Source organism: Candidatus Vicinibacter affinis (assembly GCA_016714365.1).
GTDB lineage: Bacteria > Bacteroidota > Bacteroidia > Chitinophagales > Saprospiraceae > Vicinibacter > Vicinibacter affinis.
The window spans coordinates 1,286,602-1,311,662 of sequence record JADJNH010000005.1 but is presented as its reverse complement, the minus strand read 5'-3'; the positions used below and the strand labels follow the sequence as shown (position 1 = coordinate 1,311,662).

The following is a 25,061-nucleotide window of genomic DNA, read 5'->3' as shown; positions in this document are numbered from 1 at the left end:
ATTTTTGCGGATCAATCTAGGTTGATCCGCAATTCTTTTTACAATTAAATCCATTTTATGAATTTTAAATATTACCTTGTTTACATATTAATATTTGTGGTTATAGAAATAAAAGCACAATTTTACCAAACATTAAATACTTCGATAAAACCAACTTATTCGGAAATCAATGAAAACGGAGACATTATATTAGTTCAGTCTACTTCCTTTGACTCTGTCGAAATACTAAATAGCGTTTTAAAACCATTGAGTAATCCAAGGCCAATTTTTGGAAGATCAAAGGAAATATATATTACTAGAATTGATACTAATCAGCAAATCCTTGATAATATTCATTTTTATAGCAAAGAGGGAATCAATATCATTGGATCCTATTTATTTAATGATGAATACTATTTTATATTAACAAATTTTGATACAATTTTTTATAAAGACACATTTTATACAAATGACATAAATATATTACAACCAACTTATTTGTTCAAATTTGATTTCAATACGCGTGATTTAGTTTTATGTAAATTAATTGGAGGAGGTTGGGAATGGTCTAGTATTTTTATCGATGAATCTTATATTAATATAGGTTTACAATTTATTGGTTCAGCAGTTATTGATTCTAATATTTTCAATGGATTAAAGCCATCATTTAATGAAAAAGATATAATTCTCATTAAATTACTTAGGAGCAATTATAATTTGAAAGCTGCTACTACACTCATTGGCTTTGAAGATAGCTACCCATTAAAATTAATCAGCTCTGACAATAGAAATTTATATTTGTTAGTTGATACATATAGTCCATTTTTAATTTGTAATAAAGATAGTATACTATTTCCAAAATCATCAAATGGTTATGGATTAGCATTAAAATTTGAAGAAGATCTTACATTGAGTAAATTTGCAGCTACTAGCGGAATTTTTACAGATATAAATATCAATAACAATAATTCAATAGATATTGTCGGTAATTATTACAATGAACTTGTGATAAATAATAAAGCAATCGCAAATAGTTTTGGTCTTGAAAATTCTTTTATTGCTAGATTTGACCAATTATTAAATCTCGAAAGCTATAAAGAATATAAAGGCAGTGGAAGTAAAAGATTCAGTATAATTGGAAATGTAAATAATAATGACATTTTCTTAGGAGGCCAATTTACGAAACAAATACATGAAGAAAATAATAAAGTAACTCAAAGCGAAGGGGATTTCGATGCTCTAACTTACTTCATCAATAACAATGGTGAATTGGTAAGAAAATTTTACTTTCAAGGAGATAGCACTGAATTTATTAGCAAGATTTTACAAAAAAAAAATGGAGATTTCTTTATTTTAGGTCATACGTTGAGTAAAAAGTTAGTTTGTTCAAATGATATTATTTACCCTGACTGGGATAGAAAGAGTACCCGAATAAATTTTTTTCTATACAAAATAGACGCAAAGCTATTAAAATCAATTGAAATTCCACCCAAACAAGAAGATTATATAAGAATAGCTTCAATTCAATTGAATAAAATAGTTAAAATTGAAATTATAAGCAACATTGTAAACCGTATTAATATTTATAACAGTAATGGACATTTGTGCAATGCGAGAAACATTACTCCAAATAAACAATTAGTTGAAATTGAAAATATTTCTGTTTCTGGCTTATATTTTATAAGCGTTCACTTAAATAATGGCAAGAATTTTACAAAAAAAGTTGTTGTATTAGATTAGCGTAAAAATATTAAATCAATTGATAAGGCTGTCCACCTGCCAGATGAAAACAGAATCAAGTGTTTGGGCAGAAATAGTGTGCACTAGTATTGCCAGACAAAAAGTAAATGCGTACTTCATTTTAAAATATTGACTATAATTCAAAATAAAACTAATTCTCGAAGGACTACTCCACCAAAACAAACCCTGCCCACTGATAAGGATCCAATCCTATCTCACGCAATTCTTTCTGGGCAGCATGGAATGCATCCGGAATGGTCATTTTTTCCTCCAGCCATTTCTTGTAAAAAGTAGTCATCAATAAAGAAGTTTGCTTATCCGGAACTTGCCACAAACTCATGATTAGATATTTCGCACCGGCGATTTTAAAGGCTCGTTGCAGGCCATAAACTCCTTCGTTGCCTTGTATGTCGCCGAGTCCTGTTTCGCAAGCAGATAAAACAACTAATTCTGTATTCGATAAATTCATTTGGGAAATTTCAAAGGCGGTGAGAATACCATCTTCTCTTCCTTCCTTGTTTGACTTCCCATTCTTCCATGCATAATTTCCTCCTGCCATAATTAATCCTGAACGGATCATTGGATGGTCGGAGATTTTGAAAACAGGTTCCTTCTGAAGACTAGAAATGGATGACCGAAGACTTTCCTTAGGATCTGGAAAAAAGAAACCATGTGTAGCAATGTGTAGAACCCGTGGGGATGCTTGGTATTTCCCAATATTCTTGAATTCTTCTTCAGATGCCTTGTCTCCAGAATATTTTGCTATCTCAAATTTAAATTTCTTAAAAATTCTAGAAATACCTTTAATTTCTTTTTCTGTACCTGGCAAATATCTCCATTCAGCAGCTCGTTCTTTTATACCTCTTTCTATATATGAAAAAGAGAGTTCATGGTTTTGTAACACTATTGAATCATGGCTAACAGTGTCAAAATTAATCATGGAGTTATCCAAGTTGTAATTAATTCCGCCAAACATAATGACCTGATTATGGGAATTAACATTTGTAAAATCAGCCATCGCTATAGATCTTGTACTTCCAAGCCTAATTAATTTGTAATGATCAGATAAAATGGCTTTGTCATCAATCGGAATCGCTTCAAGGTTAATGCGATGTAATATTCCGGAAGGAGAATAATAAACAGTTTTTACATCTTGTAAAATAGTGTCAAGTGGCTTCCAAATTAAATCATATAAACCCTCCATTTGTGTAACAATACTAGGATAGACTCCACGCTGATGGATGTAACCAAGTAAATTTTCATTCTCCTTTCCATTAGTATATTCAAGTATTTTATTAAAATTTAACAATGGTACAAATGCAGGATAGTGAAATCCCGGTTTAACAATAAATGCAGCATAAATCAAACTATCAGATTGATGTTTAGTGATATAATTGAAACAAACAAATTCAATTGCTGCTTCATCAGATTGCAAACTTTTCTCAATCTGCTTCCAATCCACTCTCTTCGTACTTAAATTGATTTTATCAAATGATTGAACCATTTCCTTTTCAGATTTTTCTAATTCTGTTTCTAGACTTTCCACAATCACTTGTTGATGCAAAGGTTTGGCATATTCAATAGACAACCTTCTTGTCAAGGCGAGATTCCTTTCGTAAATTTCAGATTTTATATCCTGTAAACGATACCAATTCCTAATCTGCCGCACTGCATACAAAATAAATCCATTATTAATTAAGGTATTATTGTAACAAATCTGGTTAATTAATCCAAATTCAGATTCTAATCCACTTATAAATTTATCCAAAGCTAAAGAGTATATTTCATTGTATAAAAACTCAAATTTTTTACAGTACAAAAAAAGTTCCCTTTCCGAAAGAAATTGCAATCCATTCATAAGAATGCTATTGTTAAATAATGAACTTTCTTTAATGATTGAATCACAAGAATTAAAATCCTTCAATTCCCTATTTAAGTTCATCATTTTAGCTAACAGAAAGAAATATTCAGGATGTGCTTTTCCATAAATCCTGCCGGCCAAATCTATTGAATTTGATAAATATTCCTTTGACTTGACATAATTTTCCTTATAAAATTCTAATTGTCCCAATAAGTTTAATGTACGCAAATAATCCGGATGCAAAGTACCCAATTGATCAGATTGCCTCTTTAATCCATTTAATAGTAAATCCTCTGCACCATCAAATTTTTTCAATTTCATTAAAACTTCTGCCAAATTAGCTTCAAAAGCAGCATAACTTACATGATTCTCAAGACCAAGATTCCTTTTTATTAGTAAAATTTGTCGAATTAAACTTTCAGCTTCTAAATATTCTCCATTCCTAATACACAAAATTGAAAGGTTATTTATACAATTAATATAAAAATCATTAAGTGTATCTTTCAATACTTGTTCAAATATATTTTTTGCCTCAACGAATTGCTTTCGTCCACGTTCTATATCTCCAATACAATGGTAAAAATTTCCTAAATTGATCAAACTACCTAAATAATTCACATTTGAAACACCGAAAGCATTTTTAAATAAATTACAACTCTCTAATGATAATTTTTCAGCCTTCTGATATTGACCCAATGTCAAATAAATAACTGACTGATTCATTTTATTAAATACATAATATGGATTTTCTACACCATTCATTGCTAGCAATGAATCAGCAAGAATTAAGTACTTCAATGAAACTTCATATCTTCCTAGTTCTTGATACAAATTACCTAATTGGATTATTATAGCAGAATAATTTTCATGATTCTTTCCTAAAGCTTTTTCCCAAATTTCAGCCACTTTCAAATACTGAGCTTCAGCATCGAGGTAATCACCTCTAACAAAATATAGATTGCCTAGACTAAATACAGCATTTCCATAAAGAGCATTATTTTCTCCAACCAATTTTAAAAAAATATTTTTTACTTCAACCATCAATGCTTCTGCACTTTCAAATTCTTGCTTTTCAACAAAAATAATTGCGAGATTTCCTGCACATTTAGCATACTCGATTGAATCAAAAAAGGTGGCACTTCTCCATATTTCAAGTGCAGATAAATATAATGTTTCAGCCTCCTTTGTTTCTCCAAATTTTGACTTAAGTTTTCCAATATTACTTAAACAAAGTGCATATTTTGAATTCTCCTTACCCAACAATTTTTCAATCACATTCATTGCATCCATGAACCATCTTAATGCATCTGTGAAAAGTGCTTTATTGTTAGTAAGATAGAGAATTCGACCATGATTAAAACATACATCAGAATAGGCTACTGATTCCTTACCGAACTCATTAATAGCAATACTTTCAGCCATTCGATTTAATTCTAATGCAATATCGAATTCTCCTTTATCTGTATAATCTCTAGCAAGTTGAATCAAACTATCTAATTTCCCCTTCAGATTCATTGAGTCACTAGATGTCAATGATGTATTTTGCGCAGATGCGGATCTTAAAAGAAGAAATAAGGACAATAATAAAGACTTGCTAATCATTTAAATAATTTACAATAAAATTCGAAATTATGAGTATTCAGAATGATTTTATGTGACAAAGCCAAATCAATTAAAAAATCCAAAAAATATTAAGCAAATTCAAATTTAAACATTTACTCCACCAATACAAACCCTGCCCAGTAATAGGGTTCCAGTCCGCTATCCCGCAATTCTTTCTGCGCTGCATGAAATGCATCCGGAATCGGCATTTTTTCTTCAAGAAACTTTTTGTAAAAAGTAGTCATTAATAAAGAGGTTTGCTTATCAGGAACCTGCCACAGAGACATGATCAGATATTTTGCTCCGGCTATTTTAAAAGCGCGTTGCAGGCCATAAACTCCTTCGTTGCCTTGTATGTCGCCGAGGCCTGTTTCACAGGCGGACAACACCACTAATTCTGTGTTGGACAAATTCATTTGCGATATTTCATAAGCTGTTAAGACTCCATCTTCTCTTCCTTCCAATGTTGGTTTTCCTTGCCAGGCAACATTGCCTCCAGACATGATCAAACCTGAGCGAAGCATTGGATGATCACTCATTTTGAATACGCTTTCAGCTTGACTGCCAACTTTTGATTTTTCAGCAGTGTTTTTTGGATCGTTGAAAAAATATCCATGAGTTGCAATATGCAAAATCCTTGGTGATGGACTATTATCTACACCTATATTTTTAAATGAGTCTTCTGTTGCAGCATATCCTTTTTTCAAATTGGTTTGAACACCTGAAGTTTGCATAATTTTTTCAATGGCATTTACTTCGCGTTCTGTGCCCGCCAGGTAATTCCAACTACCTCCTCTCAACGTTGTATCTACATTACTAAAAGATAATTCCCCCCTGGATCGTGAAGCCATCAGGGGTTCATTGCTTTGAAACATGCTGTCTTGCTCATATTGTATACCTCCATACAAAACAGCATCGTTGTTTGCATTTTTAATTTGTGTGGGAATAACGAGTTGTCTTGTGCTATTGAGTTCAATCAAATTATATCGATCTGCCAGGGTTTCTGTTTCAGAAAAGGGAATGGCGTCCAGATTTAACCGATGCAACAAACCACTTGGTGAAAAATAAATCGTATTGACATGAGTCAATTCTTTTTCAAGAGGTTTCCACAATATTTCATACAATGATTTCTTGTGGGCTTCCACTGCGACCGCACCCCGGTCTACAAGTGTGTATAAGGAGTTGACGTAATCAGCTTTGCGTTCCGATTTGGAATTCAATAAAGAGTCAAGAGACTTTTCTTCAAAAAGGGGAATAAATTTTGGTTGTTTGTCTCCGGAAATAAAGAGCAAGGCAGCATACATGGTGCTGTCTGATTTCTCTTGAAAACTAAACTTAAAATGAACAAATTCAATAGCGGCCTCTGAAGGTTTTAATACCGCCTTTACATCCTGCCACTTTACCTGACGGCTGGCGTCAGCATAACCTTTAGCCGAACGAGCTAACTCTTTCTCAGCACTATTGGCTTTCGCTTCCAATTCAGAAATATCATTACGCTGGTCAAGGGGTTTGGCATATTCAGCGGCGAGTTGACGACGGTAACTTTTTAGATTACCGGCGAGTTCAGCTGATTCTGGTTGTATAAGCGAGGGTAAATTTAAGCGTTCAGCAGCATTGAGTACGAAGCCTTTATAAAAAAGTGATTGGTCAAATGCCAATGAAGGAAGTATTCCCAATTCTGATCCATTTATATTCCTTGCAGTAAGTTTACCAAATAAATCATTACCAATTTCCTGAGAAGAAATCACATATTCAGCTAATTCAAGCTCGGAAAGAAATGACGTGGAATTAATTAACCTTTTTTGCGATAAACCTTGAACTTCTGTAAGCAAAGATTCAGACATATCAAATCGATTTTGTGCTTCATATAAATTTGATAAGTAAATCGAAGTAATGGTATAATCAGGATGATCCTTTCCCTTCACTTTCTCCTCTATCGATTTGGATTTAATCAACAGAGGTTCAGCTTTTGCCAAGCTTCCTGTTTTCAAATAAAGATCTGCAAGGATTTTCATGCTATTGGCATACAAAGAAAGCATATTCACATTACCAGAATAAAAATAGTTTTTCTTAGCAATAGCTTCATCTAAGATCGCTATCGATTCAATTAATGCCTGCTCGGCTTTTTCATATTTGCCTGCCGATACGTAGAGATTTGCAAGAGCCTCGAGACTATTTGCATAGTCGGGACCCTCCTTTCCTTTCACTTTTTCAATGATTTCTTTTGCTTCAATATGCAATGGCTCAGCTTTATCAAAGCTTTGTGTTTTACAGTAAAGGTTTGCAAGATTTTTCAGGGAATTAGCCAAAAATATATCCTGCTTACCCGATACATTTTTCATGATATGGATGCCTTCAAGGTAAAGTGACTCCGCTTTTGTGTAATTGCCTAAATAAAAGTAAACTATTGCAAGTCCGGTTAAGCTATTTGCATAAGTAGGATGCTCTTTTCCTAAAACCTTTGCCTCAATGGCGATTCCCTCTAAAAAGTAAGATTCAGCTTTTTTGTAGTCACCCATGGCTTGGTATAAACCTCCAAGATTCTTCAAACTCTTAGCATATTCTTGGTGATTCTTTCCAAATAATTTTTCACGTGCTGCTAATAGTTTCAAAAAGAAAATTTCAGCTTTTTCATAATTATTATTTGAATTGTATAGGAATGCTAAATTTGAAAGACTTGTAATATAAGTGCCAAGATCAGTGGTCTGCAATTTTTCCTGAATACTGATCGACTCAAGCCAATAAGCTTCCGCCTTTTCAAAATTATTTAATCGTCTATATAGAAATGCCAGGAAATCAAGGCTAGATGCATATTTAAGACTTTCTTTTCCTAAGACTTGCTCATAAATAGCTTTCGCTTCCAAAAATACTTTTTCAGTTTCTTTGAAGTCTGCCATATAAAAGTAATTAAGGCCTCGAATTAAGAGGCACGAAGCAAATTGAGATGACTCACGCCCAAATTTTTCTATCGTGTATTGTTCAGCCGAACCAATTACTGCAATACCTTGGCTATAATCCTTTTTCACCGCAAATTCACGAGAAACTTTAATCAAACTGTCCAAATGCTTAATAGCAATTGAGTCAACAGTTTGACCTAAAATAAAATTAGAAATCGATAAAAAAAACAATATGTATAAACATTTCTTCATACTTAAGTTTTACTATTAACCAATCAAAACAAGATTTATTGCCAAAATTATAGCAATAATCACATAAAATAACATAATTAATAAATAGCTAATGCAATAATATTTTTTTATTCGACCAACACAAACCCCGCCCATTGATAGGGATCCAAACCTATCTCGCGTAATTCTTTTTGTGCAGCATGAAATGCATCTGGAATGCTCATTTTATTTTCAATCCATTTTTTGTAAAAAGTAGTCATCAATAAGGAAGTTTGTTTGTCCGGCACTTGCCACAAAGACATGATCAAATATTTAGCTCCTGCAATTTTAAATGCTCGTTGTAAGCCATACACACCTTCGTTGCCTTGAATATCACCCAAACCTGTCTCGCATGCAGACAATACAACTAATTCTGTATTGGACAAATTCATTTGCGAAATTTCATACGCTGTTAAAATGCCATCTTCTCTGCCATCCAATGTTTGCTTTCCATGCCAGGCAGCATTTCCACCTGCCATGATTAAACCGGAACGCAACATGGGATGTTCGGAAATTTTAAATACAGGTTCTGAATTTGATAAAGTTTCGTTCTTGTCTTTTGAATCAGGAAAAAAATATCCATGCGTAGCAATGTGCAAGATTCTTGGAGAAGTTAAATTATTGGTTACAATATTTTTTAAGGATTCCTCTGATGCCTCATAACCCTTCATTGTAGTGACATGAGTGCCTGAATTCTTCAGAACTTGCTCAATCGAATTCACCTCTCTCTCAGTGCCTGGTAAGAAATTCCAACTTCCACCTCTTAAGGTAGAATCAACTATACCAAATGAAATTTCTCCTCTGGACCGTGAAGCAAGCAGAGGCTCCATATTTCGAATGCTGCTGTCTTGCTCAAATTGAATTCCTCCGTACAAGAGCGCATCGTTGTTTACTTTTATTATCGGCGCTGGGATGACCAATTGACGAGTACTGTTTAGCTCGATCAACTTATAACGATCTGCCAATGTTTCTGTTTCCGAAACTGCAATAGCATCCAGATTAATTCTGTGCAACAACCCACTGGGGGAAAAATAAATGGTTTTGATTTCTTGTAAATGTTGTTCAAGGGGTTTCCAAAGTAGCTCATACAGTGACTGTTTTGATGTTTGAATTTGAACTGCTCCTCTGTCAGCGATGGTGTACAATCCATTTACATAATCGGCTTTGCGTTCTACGTTTGATTGCAACAATGAGTCTAATGATTTTTCTTCAAACATGGAAATCAATATTGGCTCTGCTGCATTTTCTTTTAAAATTAATGCACAATACATGATACTATCTGCTACCTTGGGAAAGTTAATTTCAATACGCAAAAACTCAATTGCTGCTTCATTTTTCTTTATAGATTTTTGAACATCTTTCCACTTGACTTGTCGGGTAGTCTCCGAATATCCCGCTATCATGATTGCTAGTTCCTTTTCTGTGGCATTGGCCTTTTCTTCCAATTCAGCCACCAAAGTTCGATCTTCGATTGGGAGGGAATATTCATCAGCCAATCTCCGATGATAACTTCTTAATTGGTTGTAAATATTTTTAGATTCTGTTGTGGATTCCGCCAGCGTCTTTAATCTAACCGCTGCCATTCGTAAAAACCCTTTATAAAATAATGCCCGATCATAAGCCAACATCGCTAATTTTCCTGCGTGAAGACAATTTGTTGCAAGAGGACATAAATAATAATATGCACCCAATTCATCTTCTTGATTCTGGTAGGTATCTATAAATTGAGAAAGTTCATATTCAGAAAGATAGTTAGTGGCTTTTAACAATTGATTTTGGTTTTGCCCGGACACTGCTTCAAGAATTGGCAATGCTTCTGTAATTCGATCTTGCAGGATAAATAATTTGGAAAGGTTTCTATGACTTTCTGACACGTCAGGATTCTCAATGCCCAATGATTTTTCGCGAATTGCATTGGCTTGCAAAAGCAAAGGTTCAGCAAGCTCCAAACGATCCAATTCCAAATAAAATATTCCTAGATTAAATACACTCGTTGCATATTCTGGATGATGGATGCCTACTTCTTTTTCCCATATGGACTTAGCTTCTTTAAAATAGGATTCTGCCTTTTCATAATTTTTCATTCTATTATACAAAATCCCGATATTGCCTAAGGTGTTTGCATATTCAGGATGGTCTTTACCATAAATTTTTTCTCGAATTGTTTTAGCTTCCAGATAGTATGGCTCCGCCTTTTCATAAGAGCCCATTTCCATATACAAGGAACCTAGATTGTTCAGGCTACCCGCATAATCAGGTGTATTCTTACCCAAAAGTTTTCCTCGCAAAGTGCATGCTTCTAAAAATAAAGTCTCTGCCTTTGTATAAACTCGCATTTGAAAATACAATGAAGCAAGGTTGTTCATTCCAGAAGCGTAGGTAGAATTTTCTTTTCCAACCAACTTCTCCCATATACTCAATGCTTCTAAATAAAATGGCTCCGCTTTTTCAAAGACACCCATCATATTATACAAGTTTGCTAAATTGTTTAAACTCCAGGCATAATCCGGATGGTTCTTTCCAAATACTTTTTCACGAATTGATTTTGATTCGAGATACAAGGGTTCTGCCATCTCATAAGAACCCATGTTTCGGTACATAATCGCGAGTTCATTCAAAATTATAGCATAGTCTGTATGATGTAGTCCCTGAATTCTACCAAAAATCTCTTTGGTCTTAAGGTAAATTTGTTCTGCTTTCACAAATTGTCCCATGGCGTTGTATAATTGACCTAACACAAAAAGACTCCAGGCAAAATCCATATTATCTTCTCCTCTTACTTTTGCCAATATAGAATTATGCTCGAGATACCATTTTTCGGCATCCATGTATTCATTTTTATAAAAATGCAGTTTCCCTCTCATGAGGGAACACTTCCCATATGAAATTGAATTTTTTCCAAAATTGTCAATGGCAACTTTTTCGGCAACATCAATAAACTTAAGGGCATTTTCAAAATCGCGATTTCTTATGCATTTTCCTGAAACCTCCATTAAACTATCCACTGAATGCTCTATAGATATGGTATCAACATGTTGTGCTTGAACAGAACTTGAAATAATAATCCAGATTGAAAGAAAAAAAGGTTTCAACATCTTAAAATTTGATCCAGCAGTATCTGTTAAAAAAAATCGATTACACTATCCAATTCCTGAATGGATTGCTCCATGATGGTAAAAATACTCATATTAATTGAATATACGATTTACATGGTAAGCATTTTTTGTGGACCATACCTGTCTGAATCAATAGAGGATAAGAACCTTTGCCGGAAGCAATAAAATGGAATTGAAGGAAAATTAAGGAATTTTAATCAAACCAACACTTGAAAACGAAATCTACTGCAATCAAAAAAGTCCCAAAAAATCTATTTTCCGTGCTACCATTAATAAAAGAACTTATATTTTGAATGGATGCAAGCTAAATGTAAGAGTAGGTTAATAAATTAAATTCTATCCTTTTTTGGGAAGCTAAAATTTAATCTGTAAGTGGAGAAACCAAAATAAATTTCCGTCAGAAACTATACCTTCCTCTTAAATAAAACGCATTCGACACATTATCAAAGTTACTGCTTTGATCGCCCCAAAAAAACTGTGCGGTAAAATCAACATCAAAAGCTTCATTGATTTCAAATCCGGTCGATGGAAGGAAGATTAAGGCCTTTTGAGGAGGAGCATAAATAAAACCGGCATTGACCATCCAACGATCTGCAAACTGCTTACTCATTCCACTGTAAAGACTCCAGGTAAATGGAAATAAATTCTTGGCAGAGAGATTTGAAGAGGAAATGGAATTAATGGGTAAAACACCGCTCTGGATATTTGATTGATACAACAACGAAATGATTCCATAATAACCATTCTTCCAACTGTAATCACTCATGATGGAAATTCCGACACTTGCTTTTTCTGTACTTTGTTCAAAAAGTCCCGGTACAAAACACGTGAATTCTCCTTTAAATCCGGCATTTCCTAAATTGCCGGCCCAGGCAGCTCCCAGCACCGCGTCATTTCTGAAATGACCCGCCAGGAATTGAAAATCATATTGCCATCGATTCCATTTCATAAGAAAGGCTCCTGTGGAAAGACTCAATTTAGTTGCAGGCTGATAGGCAAACTCTATACTGCTGCTGATTCCAGGATAATACCGCGCCCGAAACACATCTGATCCGGGTCTCTCTTCATAATCGAAATCAAGCAAGTTATAAGCATTGAAAATATCATTCGGATTCCAAAGATTGTGCATCCCCCAATTGACACGCTGTCTACCAAGACTTATATACCACCGATCATTCTGCCATTCTGCAACTAAGCGATCCATCATGCTGTTGGCAACGATTCCATTTTTATCCAGCCAGGTTTTGGAGAGATGGAGCAAGGGAGCTCCGTCTTGTAACAGATTAGCAAAACCGGGGACAAGCTTTACGCCCTCACCAAAAAACATTCTCGTCCGAAGATGTAATTTGATGGAAAAATTTTCACCCCAATCATATTGACCTTGTAATCTGTTGTGCAGAAAATTAATGTTGAAATTCTGATGAGTAGAGGGATCTGTCTGAATAATATTTAAAAGTTTTTGATATCCCTTAAAAGTCCAACTGCAGGGTATGGAATCCTGAGACCTCAAAGACTTCAAATAAAAACAGAGAAAAATCAACCCAAATAAAATGTACCTCATGATCGATAGGCTATTGATCAGCAATTATTTTCCCATCTTCCAAAGTAATCACTCTTCTTGCCCGATCGATTACGCGCTGATCGTGTGTGGAAAAAATAAAAGTAGTCTGCAAAAGTTCATTCATGCTCAACATAATGTCAAGCAACTTTCCGGCAGCTGCAGAATCCAGATTCGCCGTTGGCTCATCCGCCAATATGAATTTCGGTTTTGCGGCAAGTGCTCTGGCAACGGCCACACGCTGTTGCTGACCACCCGAAAGTTCCATGGGCTTTTTATCTCGTTTGTCTGACATACCTATCAATTCAAGCAATTCCAGCGCCCGCTCATTTCTTTCTGCTTTTGGTCTTCCCTGCAACAACATAATAAATTCAATATTCTCCTTTGCCGTTAAGACAGGAATTAAATTATAGGATTGAAAAACAAAACCAATATGATTTAATCTAAAATCCATTAACTCACTTTCACTTAGCTCGGTGATGTTCTTTCCTTCTATTTCCACATAACCGGACGTAGGCGTATCCAGTCCACCAATCATATTGAGTAAGGTGGTCTTTCCTGAACCTGATGGTCCCTTGAGCGCTGTAAATTCCCCTTGTTCCAGATGCAGATGCACATCGTTGAGTGCGTAAATCGGCACGGTCTCCTGATCGTAAATTTTAACCAATCTGTGGGCATCAATAATTGAACTCATGATTATATTTTTCTTAATGCTTCAATGGGATTAAATGACAAAGCCCTTCGCGCAGGTCCAAGAGCTGAAATGAAAACAAGAATGAATACCAAAATCAACAACGTGATCATATGTCTATAAGTGATCTCGGGATAAACAATCAGGTCATATCCAAAGCTCTCCATAGTATCCTTGTAAATACTTAAATTGATTCCATGTTGGTGGGTATAAGCTATGCCAATGGTAGCCATCAGAAAACCCAATGGCAATCCACACAATGTAAGTAAAAAAGTCTCCAACATCACCATGTTAAAAATTTTGGATTTTTTCATTCCAAATGCCAACAACATTCCAAACTCACGAGTTCTCTGAACCACTGACATCAACATGGTATTCGTAATGCCAAAAGCAAGCGCGAGGAGTATGATACCCATGTAGATGTACATACTTTGATTGAAAGAACCCACCAGCAGTTTCATCTCCGGTGAAATTTCCATCCAGGTCTCAACTTTTGTAGCTGGAAAATAATTTTGAAAATAATTTTTGAGCTCCTCTACTTTGCCATGGTCCTTCAAAAACATAGCAATCTCATTCACTTCTGATCCTTTACCCTGCAACGGCTGTAAATCTTGCAAACGGACAAAAACATTTGCGAGGTCATAAGGCTTGCTGTTGGTAGCAAAGACTCCGGTAACTTTAAATGCGGCAGAAACAACTTCTCCATCTGCATTCTGAAAAGTGAAAACGACTTTTGAATTTTCCTTTACCTTGAGTTTAGACATCAATCGTTCACTGATGAGTACTGGATTTTTTTGTGATGCATCAAAATATCTTCCTGTAATTATTTTTCTGTTAAGTCCTGTAAGTACTTTTTCTTCATCAGGATTTACTCCGTTAATCATGATTCCGCTGCTCCCTGCCGTCGCTGCGACTATACCCTGCATATTTATCCTCCCTGCAACGGTAGAAACTTCCGGATTCATCCGAATTATCTTCATGATAGAATCTGCGTTTTCAATGAAATATTTTGGGTCGAACTCTTCTCTAAATTTAGGGTGATGGATCTGAATATGAGAGATTTCGTTCTGGATGACACTTTTGACACGCTGGTCAATCATACCATAATAAAATGCCACGATGAACAATGCACACAATACACCAATCGCAATCGCTGCCATCAAGACAAAGCTCTGCTTCTTATTACGCCATATATTTCTCCATGCCAAAACCCACAACATCATAACCTGATTTTTCCAACATCTTTAAATCTGTACACATGCCACATAGGATAAAATCCAATGATCACAGATAAAAATAAAACAATCAACGACTGTTCAAAAACTACACTCCATTCAAAAAGAGCAGGCCACACCGGTTCAAATCCATATTGTTCAAATGCCCTTCCAAATTCACCTCCTAAACGGATCGGAAATTCCTGAAGGTACAACACAATGGGAATAGATAAACACATTCCTAGGATGGCGCCTCCAAATGCCAATAAAAGAATTTCTCCAAATAAAATAAATGTGAGCTTCCGCTTCTTCATGCCAATAGCAAGTAACATGCTGAACTCATATTTGCGTTCTGCAGTTATCATAAAAATAGTCCCGAAAGTTCCAAATACGATGATCAGATAAAGGATGCCCATCATCACATAATATCCCATTCCATCTGCCTTCATGTGATCAGATATTTCCGGCATCATTTCCTTCCAGGACAATACTTCATAATCTGAAGAGATCCTTCCCTTCATTTCTCTTTGTAAAATTTCCATCTCCTCCGGATCCTCCAAATCCAACACATAAGCAGTAATGTTCTGCCCGGTATTAAGCATGTCTTTTGCAACTCCAAGAGGTAAAAATGCAATGGAAGCATTTAGTTCCGGTGAACCAAAATGTATAATTCCGGAGACTTTGAATTTTCCGGCAACAAAACTTTCCCGGTATCCCTGACCCAATAGGAAAACGGTATCTCCCACCCTTGCTTTTAGTTTTTCTGCAAGCCTGGATGCGAGGACGATTTCACTTTTTTCTTCCTTCCAAAAATTCCCTGATATTATTTTTTTTGAAAAATGGGTCAAACTTTCTTCCAATTGAGGATCAATACCGGCCACCATACACCCTTTAGTTTGTTCTCCATTTGAAATCAAAATGAATGTCTCCAATCGTGGGATAATCTTCTTTATCCCTTGATATTTCAATGCACTGATTAAATTACTGTCAGCGGAATTAAAGCAATTTTCCAGCACTTTCTCATCCCAATAACCGGCCTTATGCACTTGAAGATATCCTGAATAATAACTGACCATGTTCCGAATGAGATTTTCGAAAACACCGGTCTGCATGGATTTCATGGTCACCGCAAGAAACACCGTAAATGCAACAGAAGCCATGGTAATCAGCGTCCTCCTTTTGTTGCGCCAAATATTTCTCCAGATCAATAAATAAATCATTTCAGTTTGCTGAGTTGCTGAACGGAAAAGAATTTTTCAGCGATGGGTTTATCAAAAATAATCTTGTGATATTCCATAATCGTTTTGTGTCCTTTTTTGTCCCTTGGAATCAATTCGATGCGCAAGGGTAAAATCCTTCCACCAAGCATACCGATCTCAGTAGTATTCATGGTATTTACCAATTGATTGTCTTCATCAAAATATTCTGCCTTCATCAACAAATAATCCTTCTTATCGATGCACAATAATATTTTTCCCCAAATTACTGCTGCCTCCGGTTTCGGATCAAGTCTGATCTGATAACAACTCCTTCCCATGATTTGTGTATCTTTTGTCATACTGTGGCGGTAATCCTGCACAGTAGAAGACTCTTTAACCAAATCATCATTGGTAAAATCGGTCCCCATCCAACTCTGAGACATCATCGAAGGTGGCAATTTAATGGATCTTTCAATCGATGGTACCCAGTTCCATATTTCTTTCTTTCTCTTAAGGAAGGCTATGCCCCTCTCCTTAATGGGACTTTGAATTAAGATGACCACAAAATCATTTCCAAGTGTCCAGGTTTTTAATTTGAGATCTCTCTTCCATTCAGGTCTGATGGTCTGAATACTCATTTCTGCAACTGAGGTCTTCCCTTTTGCCCGATCTTCAGACCTTCTTACAATTTCAAGAGCATCTTGTGATAAAATTTTAGTACAAAATAAAAATGAACCAAAAATGATGAATATAATCCTACACATTGTTAAATATTTTACTTGTACAATTATACAAACTACAATAATATAAAATTATCGGAACAATTCAATTAATTATTATAATTAATTGGCATGACAATAATCACCCATATTCTCAAAATAAATTTTAACAAACCAGTGTAATCAATTACTTCTGAATCATTCAAATCAAAAATTGGATTCAATTAATCCGACATACAAGAAGATAAATTTCAAAAGCAAGATTTATAGCTTCAGAGTTTGTCAAATATTGTGTAGCTTTACAAATACCTAAAAAACACAATCAGTATTGATACATTTCAGATATATTTTTTTTACACTACTTATTACCCTCTTCCAGACTTTTGTCACTGGTCAGGAGGACAAGCATTTTGTCCGTGTACTTTATGAACCAAAAGATGCACTTCAATGCCGTGTTGACTTGATTCGACAAGCCAAGAAAGAAATTTTACTTTCCTATTTTATTATTGTGGATGATTTAAGTGGGAGTATCCTTCTTAATTTATTGGCGGAGGCTTCAAAGGAAAGAGGCGTTCTGGTAAGAATACTGATGGATAAAAATGGATCCAAGATATCTGCGCCCATGAGGGCATTGCTGGAAAAAAGTGGTGTAGAACTTCATCGCTTCGACCTTAAGAACAAAGGAATAGAAAGACTCTATCACGGCTTGCACGAAAAAATGCTCATTACGGATGGTGAGTTTTTAATTGTAGGAGGGAGAAATATTCAGGATCCATATTACGGAATGTCTAAAAAATTTAACCTGATAGATTACGACTTGCTGACCAATGCAGACAGTGTATTACTTGAAGCCCGTTTTCATTTTTATTCCCTTTGGGCAGACGAAAAATTATCCTCACCTTTTGCAGCACCGACAGTTAAACCTCAAAGACAAGCCAGACATTTAAAAAAACTGGTATCCTATAAAACAGAGATCAGAGAAAAGTTTGGCATTCGTCTGGACTCAAGTAGAAATTGGAGAAAAGGATATCAGATGAATGCGTCTGATGTGGGATTTATTCACGATGATTTTTTTATTAAAAGGGGTAAAAAATATTACAAAACAGATATTAAGGATGAAGGCAGTACTTCTGCGCTGATTGAAATGGTTAAAAATGCAAAGCATGTAATCTTCATCGAGAATCCTTATTTCATCCCTACCAAAAGATGGACTGATGCACTTTGCGACGCCAGTAATAGGGGTGTTAGAATCTGTCTGTTTACCACCTCCATGATGACCAACGATCTCCCCATTCGGTATGCAGGATATCGACACAGGCGCAATAAAATATTAAGCGATGGAATTGAAATCTGGGAATTCCAGGGTCATTTAAGATTTCATGGCAAAACCATGCTCGTAGACAGTCAGATGCTGGTAGTGGGCAGCTACAACATTCATCTGCCTTCTGTGCGTTACAACACAGAAGTAGCGGTCTGGACAAAAGACAAAAAAGCAGTCAAACGTCATATAGATGTTTGGGAAAGCAGACTGGAAAACTCCCTCCAAATAGGATCCAATAACAAACCAATTTCTCATCCGAATAAAAAATTTCCTAAACCTTCCCTCTGGTTGTGTGCAAAGACAAACTTCCTACGCTACACAGTTGCACCAGCTTTTTGGTGGCTGTTGTAAATATTTTTTAAAATGGAAAGCGCCTTTTATTTTCCTCATATTTCCAGCAACAGTACATCCTCTCTAATTACATGCGATTAAAAATGAGTCCGGTAAATTTTATGGGGATTAAGTAGAAATCAAACATCTTTTGTAGCTGTATTGATTAGATTCCGATACCTCATATAGTTATCGAATGAGAAATTCAGATCGGCCTTTTTCATTTTAGCTAAAACTGATTTAAAAAGCGTTAAAAACAAAATACTGTTTGAGCTCGCATGCAGATAAGCTAATAAATTTATGACAGTAAGGCCTAGAGCTATTATTGTTGCTTAGGGCGAGTTTATTTTGTTTAGTTTTTTAGATCAGTTTTAGCGTTAAGAAATGAAAACAGCCTTGATTTTTTTTGGTTCTTTTTTGTATTAAGACAAAAAAGAACAAAGATAATAGGATGGAATTTAGGACAATTTTAGTGATTAACGGGGGTCCGCAAAACTGGTTTCTCCCCATATTTTTGACTTGACCCTTAAAAATATTTGCAATTCATCAAGAATGCAATCAAAAAAAATAAATACAACATCCGGTTTAAAAACCATTCATATTCTCAGAAAGTTCAAGTTCCTAATACTCTTTCAAATGCTCAATTTGTAAAACTTATCCGAATCACATTGGAATCATCATTCGAAGACCAATTATCAATGCTCAGAAACTCATACCTGTCTCCGGTGTTGGCATCCAATCCCTTAATTACAAGTTGACTGATTTGCGGACTGATTTTTAGTGCAGTTCTCAATTCATAAAGTGCATAAGATCCATGTGGAACTGCAAGATTTCTAAATTCTTTCAAGGGAATATTAACCACTCTAAAATTGAAATCTTCGTCTAAAAGGCCCTTATAATCGATGGTCAGCCACTCAATAAGTTTTCCATCCGGAGATACTTTTCCTTCGATTTGAACATACTTTCCTTTTTCTGAAACAAAAGAAAGACCTGTCCATTTCAATTTTGCATCTACATCTTTCCAATCATAAAATGATGGATTGTACAGTCCGGCTTCCACCACCTCTGTCCTCACATCTCCTTTTGCATTGGTCAATTTAAAATTACCGGCAAATCCATATATTTCAGCCGTTACAGGCACTGTTAAACCGGATAAAAATTTAATAAATTCAAATTGATAATTCACTTTTACCCATCTGAAATCACTCCACTCCCAGGATGGATTCACATTCACACCTTTACAATCCTTTCCTGCCAAATCCTGAATATAAACCCCTAATGTTTTTTCACCTTGATTCAACAATTGAAATCCAACATCCCCAAAGGACCATAATTTTCCCTGATCATCATAGATATTCATTTTTAAAAGATCTCCCTGAGGATTGTCTAACTTCCAGCGAAGTGTATCACTGTTAGTACTCCATTGATCTGGCCAATCAACATAAGTATTTTCATCTTTTAGTTGAAGCTGATAGTTTGGAAAACATCCAATCCCTTTCGTGCTTTTTTTACCAAGGGTATTCGCATACAGCGTATTCATATTGTTGTAGTCAATAATGGCCGACCTTGCGCAATAATAAAATTTAGTAAAAGAGAACTGTGTTCCGTCTGCCTGCACAAAACCCAAATAAGGCATGAATTTGTTTTGCACAAAATCAAAAACAATTTCCCGATCCTTTTGGGTTGGCCAGTTTGGATCTGACACTTTTAATTTTCCCTGACTGATTCCATATACAACTAAAGCATGCGACCCGGACTGATTGTGTACAGATATATATTGCGGTTGACCAGTCAAAACCATCATATAGGCAAATGAACGAAATTGTGCCAAAGGATTTGCAACGATCGGTACAAAATGCTCATAAAAACTGGATTGCCCGGAAGGTGTATTGAGATTGGTTATATACAAACTCTGGACACGGGATGCAAATAAGATTCCCTGTGTGTTGTCAAACCAAAAAGCATCTCTACCAAAAGGATCTACCTCTGTTACTGCATCAAACTTTCCGTACAATTGACCCTCTTGCTTTTTTCTAAAATCGTAATACCACATGGCCGTTGTACTCATACCAGCACAGATTCCCCCTGGATTCTCCATCGTACCAAAATTGGTATACTCCCAATCATCCACCCCGGGCACGAATCCGGTATTTAATTCCAATGAATGAAGATACTGGGTATCCATTGAGGTCAGTATGATTTCGACATACTTACCGGTTCTTGGAAGTGAGGTATTGATTACGGAAGTCAAATCAAAATGTCGTGTTGCAATGGTAATAAAATTACCTTCATAACTTACGGGAGGAAAGCCCTCCAACTGACCTGTTACAGGATCATACATAACCGGCATGGTAAATTTACCAGGATCTGGAGTGTAAGGAATCCTGACCAACATTGGTTCATCCGAATACCCTCCTTCATTCTCAATATGTATCAACGGAGAGGCAGGACTGAAGCGTTCACCAAACTCGTGACCGGTAACCTTCGCTGTGCTTATGGTGAACTTTCTCGACTCAGAATAAGCACCGGATTTAACTTCGATTTCCATACCTTCCACCCCGGAGGCTTGCTCATTAACTCTCAAAACACCTCCAGAGGAAGTCACTGTCTGGTCAAGCCATTTCTGTGGCTCTTCCGTTTTGATTTTGCCATCTGTAATCGGCCCTGCAGGTTCATCTTCATCACATGAAATCTGAAAAAATACCGCCAACAAAATCGGAAATACCAATTTAACACGCAAAGTGTTTTTCATACTTGTTTTTTTTAGATAAAAACGTAATATAACACCCTCCAGGAAAGAAATTCGAAATACAAATCAAGTCAGTTCATGACAACAATCATGATACCCAAAAATGAAAATAAATTTGAACTACCAATCAAATTCAAGCCACCGCGATGGTGGCTTTCCCTCCTCTGATTTAAAACTTTACTTTGGAGGTTTGGATCTGACCATCACGCTTGTAGGTAATGGTTACCTCATCACCGGATTTAAACTTTGACAAACATTCCATGTAGCCATAGACGTCTTTGATTGCACAGTCACCTATTTTGGTAATGATGTCTTTGTCCTTGAGTCCTGCAATTTGTGCAGGCCTGTTGTCCATGACTGCCTCTACATGAAGTCCATCTCCGTAGTCAGTATAATCCGGCATAATACCAAGAGATACTTTATAAGCAGGTACTGCTTTGGTTGTAGTTGATTTTGTTTTGGTAAATGGAATTTTGTCCATATCTGAAAGTTGTTGCGCCAAATTAAAGATGTAGTCTACGATGATCATTTCCTCTTTGATCTTAATCTTTTCTACATCATCAGTAGGCTTATGGTAATCCTTGTGTGTTCCTGTAAAAAAGTTCAGCACCGGAATGTCTTTCAGATAAAAAGAAGTATGGTCGGTAGGACCGATACCACTGCTGTCCAGAGTAATGTTAAACCCAGCCGGCTTGAAGCGCTGTGCAAGATCTGTAAACTCAGGACTGGTCCCCACTCCTCCAACTACAAGTGCCTTCATGCTGTCCAGTCTTCCAATCATATCCATGTTAATCATGGCAACCACATTCGGATATTTAGCTTGTACTGTTTCAGCAAATGCCTTTGACCCTTTCAATCCATCTTCTTCTCCGGAAAATGCCACAAAAACAAAATTGCATTTTTCTTTAGCGCGGTTTGTACTGAACATTCTTGCCAACTCCAACAATCCTGAAACTCCTGAGGCATTGTCATCTGCACCATTGTGAATTTGACCTTCGGAATTTGGTGAAGTGGAATTGTGATGCTGGTTCAATCCAAGATGATCATAATGGGCACCTACCACAATTGTTTTACTGGCTCCATTGTCAAGGTATCCTACAACGTTATGTCCATTCATCTGAGAAACCCCTTTATCTTCCGTGCCGTGAGGATTCGGATTGTACTTATAGGAAAATGGCTGAGTGTACGATTTTTTATCATACGGCAGTAGGCCATATTTTTTGTACTCTTTGCTGATGTATTTAGCGGCCAATTTTTCTCCCTTTGATCCGGTGAGCCTTCCCTGAAGTTTATCGGAGGCTAAGTATTCGATGTGTTTGTAAATTGTTTTTTGATCGGCATTTTCTACTGGATCACCATCATTCCAATCCGCTATAAAAACATTGGTTTCGCGCGGTGCTCCTTGTTGGCGATTACTGGAGAAAACCAGTTTTTTGCCATCAGGTGAAAACATTGGAAACGCATTGAACATGCTCTCATAAGTGATTTGTTTCAAGTGCTCTCCATTGATATCAATCAGGTATAATTGAAAATCATACCCTTTGGTAGAATGATGATTGGAAGAAAAAATAATTTTTTGCCCGGATGGATGAAAAAAGGGCGCCCAATTCGCTTTTCCCAAATGGGTGATTTGCTTTAGATCCGTTCCATCCACATTACAAGTATAGATTTCCATTTCAGTAGGAGCCACCAAATGTTCGGCCAACAATTCTGTGTACTCTTTTATTTCTTTTTCTGTTTTGGGTCTGGATGCTCTGAAAACTAATTTTTTGCTATCGGGAGAGAAAAAGGATCCACCATCATAACCAAGTCCACTGGTGATCTGTTTTGGATTGGTACCATCCACATCCATGGTCCACAACTCGAGGTCACCTGATCGTGTAGAAGTAAAGGCAATTTTTTTTCCATCAGGTGATACGACCGCTTCAGCATCATAACCTGGTGAATCGGTAAGCTGCTTTACAACATTACCCTGCAGGTCTGAAATGAAAATATCATACTCCGGATAAACTGACCACAAATATTTTCCATCTTTTCTAGGCTTGGGCGATGGTGGGCAGGAAGCTCCATGATGGTGGGTTGATGCATACAGGACATGCTTTCCATCTGGCATAAAATAAGAACAGGTAGTCCTCCCTTTGCCTGTTGACACCAGTTTAAGACTCTCTGAAGTTGGATTATTTTCTTTTAAATCAAGTAAATAGATCTGATCGCAAGAGGCTCCCAATTTACCGTTGGTTACCTGCATGGTCAGTTGATTGCCATCAGGACTAAAGTATGCCTCCGCATTATCACCCCCAAAAGTAAGTTTTTTAATATTGCTAAGATGCCTCTCCTGTGCAGATAAAGCAAACAAAATCATCTGACAGATGGCTACTAAAATGATTGATCTCATGGATATTTTTTTTTAAATGAGGATGCAAAATTAATGCAGATTTACAGACTTTCCAGAAACTTAATAACAGCCTGTCGGTCCTTCTTGTTTAATTTTGAAAAAGCTTCTTTACTTGCCTCCGCTTCACCACCATGCCACATGATGGCTTCCTCCAGATTTCTTGCCCGGCCGTCATGTAAAAAATGACTGTGATTTCCGACTGTTTTTGTAAGTCCAATGCCCCACAGTGCCGGTGTTTTCCACTCCCTGCCATCTGCCTCAAAATCCGGACGGTTGTCCGCTAGACCTTCACCCATGTCATGCAACAACAGATCGGTATAAGGATAGATCGTTTGTTGGCTTAAAAAACCAAACTCCTGATGAGTGCCGGTGATGAATTTAGCCTGGTGACAGGAATTACATCGGATGCTAAAAAATAACTCCTTGCCCCTTTTTACATCTGCATCAGCCCAATTTCTCCTTTTGGGTACAGCCAGAGACTGTGGATAAAACGTGGCTGCCTTCAACGTCTTTAAATCAATCTCAGGATCGTCAGAAAGGATATCCGCTTGTTCCTGCCCGAAGCAGGCTTCTTTTGTAAAAAGCGGATTCGTGATCCCCATATCATTGTTATAGGCTGCAGCAGTCTGTTGCAATAAATTTGGTTGCCCGGCTTTCCAGCCAAAACGACCAGTGGCAAAGGCCTGTTTTTGAACATCCCAAACTCTGTTTGGTTTTCCGGATATTCCATCACCATCCTGATCAGATGGATCAGAAAGAGCAACAATATCCTCTTCTCTTATGGCTTCCAGCAATCCAAGACCAATTACAGGCGGTGCCATCCTTGGAGAGTAAAGCATTCCTGCCGGTATATTTTTGTAGGCTTGTTCAAATGAAAAATTAAATTTTCTCAATTGCACCTTTTCTCCATCCAGATAAGTTTTTATTTCTTCGACTTCCTGCCAGCTCAGTTTTGCCTCTGGTGATTTACCAAACACTGCTTTGGTCTGCAACTGACCACCAAAATCCGGCACCGGAAGCGGTTCGTTGTGTGGACCTTTTCCCGGCATGCTCAGGCGCAACAATAAACCTCGCAAATCATTTACACCGGAAGGAAAAGGTGATCGCCCATTTGACACGTGACAACTTTCACAGGAGGTCTGATTAAATACTGGTCCCAATCCTCCGTTGATGATATTTGGTGCGGTAACAAATTGATCTCCAAATGCAATGTCACTCTGTAAATGCTGCTGGAGTTCAACTTCATTCAGATTGCTGGCAGGTTGCTGAAAAATATTGATGAACGCCCCATCAATACTGGTAGCTCCACCCAATAATACATCTTCATCCTCCACCGGTTTGTTCGAATCGTCTTGTTGACAGGATACCAACAATAGAGTAAGTCCCAAAGTGAGAAAAATATTTTTTTTGGAAGTCATGA

At 36.6% G+C, this 25,061-nt stretch carries 13 protein-coding genes; 2 read left to right on the top strand and 11 right to left on the bottom strand.

Annotated elements, in window-relative coordinates; all coding sequences use genetic code 11:
- The first annotated feature begins 57 nt into the window (after window positions 1–57).
- Window positions 58–1,719: a T9SS type A sorting domain-containing protein gene (locus IPJ53_05260; GenBank protein MBK7798498.1), complete on the top strand. Its 1,662-nt coding sequence runs from the start codon at window positions 58–60 to the stop codon at window positions 1,717–1,719.
- Between the two features lie 166 nt (window positions 1,720–1,885).
- Here IPJ53_05260 and IPJ53_05255 read toward each other — a convergent pair whose 3' ends face one another.
- The 8 genes from IPJ53_05255 to IPJ53_05220 form a co-directional block, all read right to left on the bottom strand.
- Window positions 1,886–5,182 carry a CHAT domain-containing protein gene (locus IPJ53_05255; GenBank protein ID MBK7798497.1) on the bottom strand — a complete coding sequence of 1,099 codons (3,297 nt, stop codon included), beginning with the start codon at window positions 5,180–5,182 and terminating at the stop codon, window positions 1,886–1,888.
- A gap of 113 nt (window positions 5,183–5,295) precedes the next feature.
- Window positions 5,296–8,331, bottom strand: a complete 3,036-nt coding sequence (locus tag IPJ53_05250; GenBank protein MBK7798496.1) for a CHAT domain-containing protein — start codon at window positions 8,329–8,331, stop codon at window positions 5,296–5,298.
- A gap of 107 nt (window positions 8,332–8,438) precedes the next feature.
- Entirely contained in the window at window positions 8,439–11,444 is a 3,006-nt protein-coding gene (locus IPJ53_05245) for a CHAT domain-containing protein (GenBank protein MBK7798495.1), read from the bottom strand.
- 418 nt (window positions 11,445–11,862) lie between these two features.
- Entirely contained in the window at window positions 11,863–13,026 is a 1,164-nt protein-coding gene (locus tag IPJ53_05240; protein ID MBK7798494.1) for a hypothetical protein, read from the bottom strand.
- A 10-nt stretch (window positions 13,027–13,036) separates the two neighbouring features.
- Window positions 13,037–13,717, bottom strand: a complete 681-nt coding sequence (locus tag IPJ53_05235; GenBank protein ID MBK7798493.1) for an ABC transporter ATP-binding protein — start codon at window positions 13,715–13,717, stop codon at window positions 13,037–13,039.
- Between the two features lie 2 nt (window positions 13,718–13,719).
- Window positions 13,720–14,937, bottom strand: coding sequence for an ABC transporter permease (locus IPJ53_05230; GenBank protein ID MBK7798492.1), 1,218 nt, complete (start codon window positions 14,935–14,937; stop codon window positions 13,720–13,722).
- Window positions 14,934–16,148, bottom strand: coding sequence for an ABC transporter permease (locus tag IPJ53_05225; GenBank protein ID MBK7798491.1), 1,215 nt, complete (start codon window positions 16,146–16,148; stop codon window positions 14,934–14,936). The genes IPJ53_05230 and IPJ53_05225 overlap by 4 nt, the downstream gene beginning before the upstream one ends.
- Window positions 16,145–16,891 carry an outer membrane lipoprotein-sorting protein gene (locus tag IPJ53_05220; GenBank protein MBK7798490.1) on the bottom strand — a complete coding sequence of 249 codons (747 nt, stop codon included), beginning with the start codon at window positions 16,889–16,891 and terminating at the stop codon, window positions 16,145–16,147. The genes IPJ53_05225 and IPJ53_05220 overlap by 4 nt, the downstream gene beginning before the upstream one ends.
- A 283-nt stretch (window positions 16,892–17,174) precedes the next feature.
- Between IPJ53_05220 and IPJ53_05215 the strand changes: the two genes are divergently transcribed.
- Window positions 17,175–18,518 carry a phosphatidylserine/phosphatidylglycerophosphate/cardiolipin synthase family protein gene (locus tag IPJ53_05215; GenBank protein ID MBK7798489.1) on the top strand — a complete coding sequence of 448 codons (1,344 nt, stop codon included), beginning with the start codon at window positions 17,175–17,177 and terminating at the stop codon, window positions 18,516–18,518.
- A gap of 619 nt (window positions 18,519–19,137) precedes the next feature.
- Here the strand turns inward: IPJ53_05215 and IPJ53_05210 are convergent.
- From IPJ53_05210 to IPJ53_05200, 3 genes are all read right to left on the bottom strand, one after another.
- Window positions 19,138–21,249, bottom strand: coding sequence for a hypothetical protein (locus tag IPJ53_05210; GenBank protein ID MBK7798488.1), 2,112 nt, complete (start codon window positions 21,247–21,249; stop codon window positions 19,138–19,140).
- A 166-nt stretch (window positions 21,250–21,415) separates the two neighbouring features.
- Window positions 21,416–23,641, bottom strand: coding sequence for a M20/M25/M40 family metallo-hydrolase (locus IPJ53_05205; protein MBK7798487.1), 2,226 nt, complete (start codon window positions 23,639–23,641; stop codon window positions 21,416–21,418).
- Between the two features lie 41 nt (window positions 23,642–23,682).
- Window positions 23,683–25,059, bottom strand: coding sequence for a c-type cytochrome (locus IPJ53_05200; GenBank protein MBK7798486.1), 1,377 nt, complete (start codon window positions 25,057–25,059; stop codon window positions 23,683–23,685).
- Window positions 25,060–25,061: the final 2 nt, after the last annotated feature.

Excerpts from the sequence above, each read along its gene's own strand:
- IPJ53_05260 (MBK7798498.1), top strand. The coding sequence starts at position 58 with ATGAATTTTAAATATTACCTTGTTTACATATTAATATTTGTGGTTATA.
- IPJ53_05255 (MBK7798497.1), bottom strand. The coding sequence starts at position 5,182 with ATGATTAGCAAGTCTTTATTATTGTCCTTATTTCTTCTTTTAAGATCC.
- IPJ53_05250 (MBK7798496.1), bottom strand. The coding sequence starts at position 8,331 with ATGAAGAAATGTTTATACATATTGTTTTTTTTATCGATTTCTAATTTT.
- IPJ53_05245 (MBK7798495.1), bottom strand. The coding sequence starts at position 11,444 with ATGTTGAAACCTTTTTTTCTTTCAATCTGGATTATTATTTCAAGTTCT.
- IPJ53_05240 (MBK7798494.1), bottom strand. The coding sequence starts at position 13,026 with ATGAGGTACATTTTATTTGGGTTGATTTTTCTCTGTTTTTATTTGAAG.
- IPJ53_05235 (MBK7798493.1), bottom strand. The coding sequence starts at position 13,717 with ATGAGTTCAATTATTGATGCCCACAGATTGGTTAAAATTTACGATCAG.
- IPJ53_05230 (MBK7798492.1), bottom strand. The coding sequence starts at position 14,937 with ATGATGTTGTGGGTTTTGGCATGGAGAAATATATGGCGTAATAAGAAG.
- IPJ53_05225 (MBK7798491.1), bottom strand. The coding sequence starts at position 16,148 with ATGATTTATTTATTGATCTGGAGAAATATTTGGCGCAACAAAAGGAGG.
- IPJ53_05220 (MBK7798490.1), bottom strand. The coding sequence starts at position 16,891 with ATGTGTAGGATTATATTCATCATTTTTGGTTCATTTTTATTTTGTACT.
- IPJ53_05210 (MBK7798488.1), bottom strand. The coding sequence starts at position 21,249 with ATGAAAAACACTTTGCGTGTTAAATTGGTATTTCCGATTTTGTTGGCG.
- IPJ53_05205 (MBK7798487.1), bottom strand. The coding sequence starts at position 23,641 with ATGAGATCAATCATTTTAGTAGCCATCTGTCAGATGATTTTGTTTGCT.
- IPJ53_05200 (MBK7798486.1), bottom strand. The coding sequence starts at position 25,059 with ATGACTTCCAAAAAAAATATTTTTCTCACTTTGGGACTTACTCTATTG.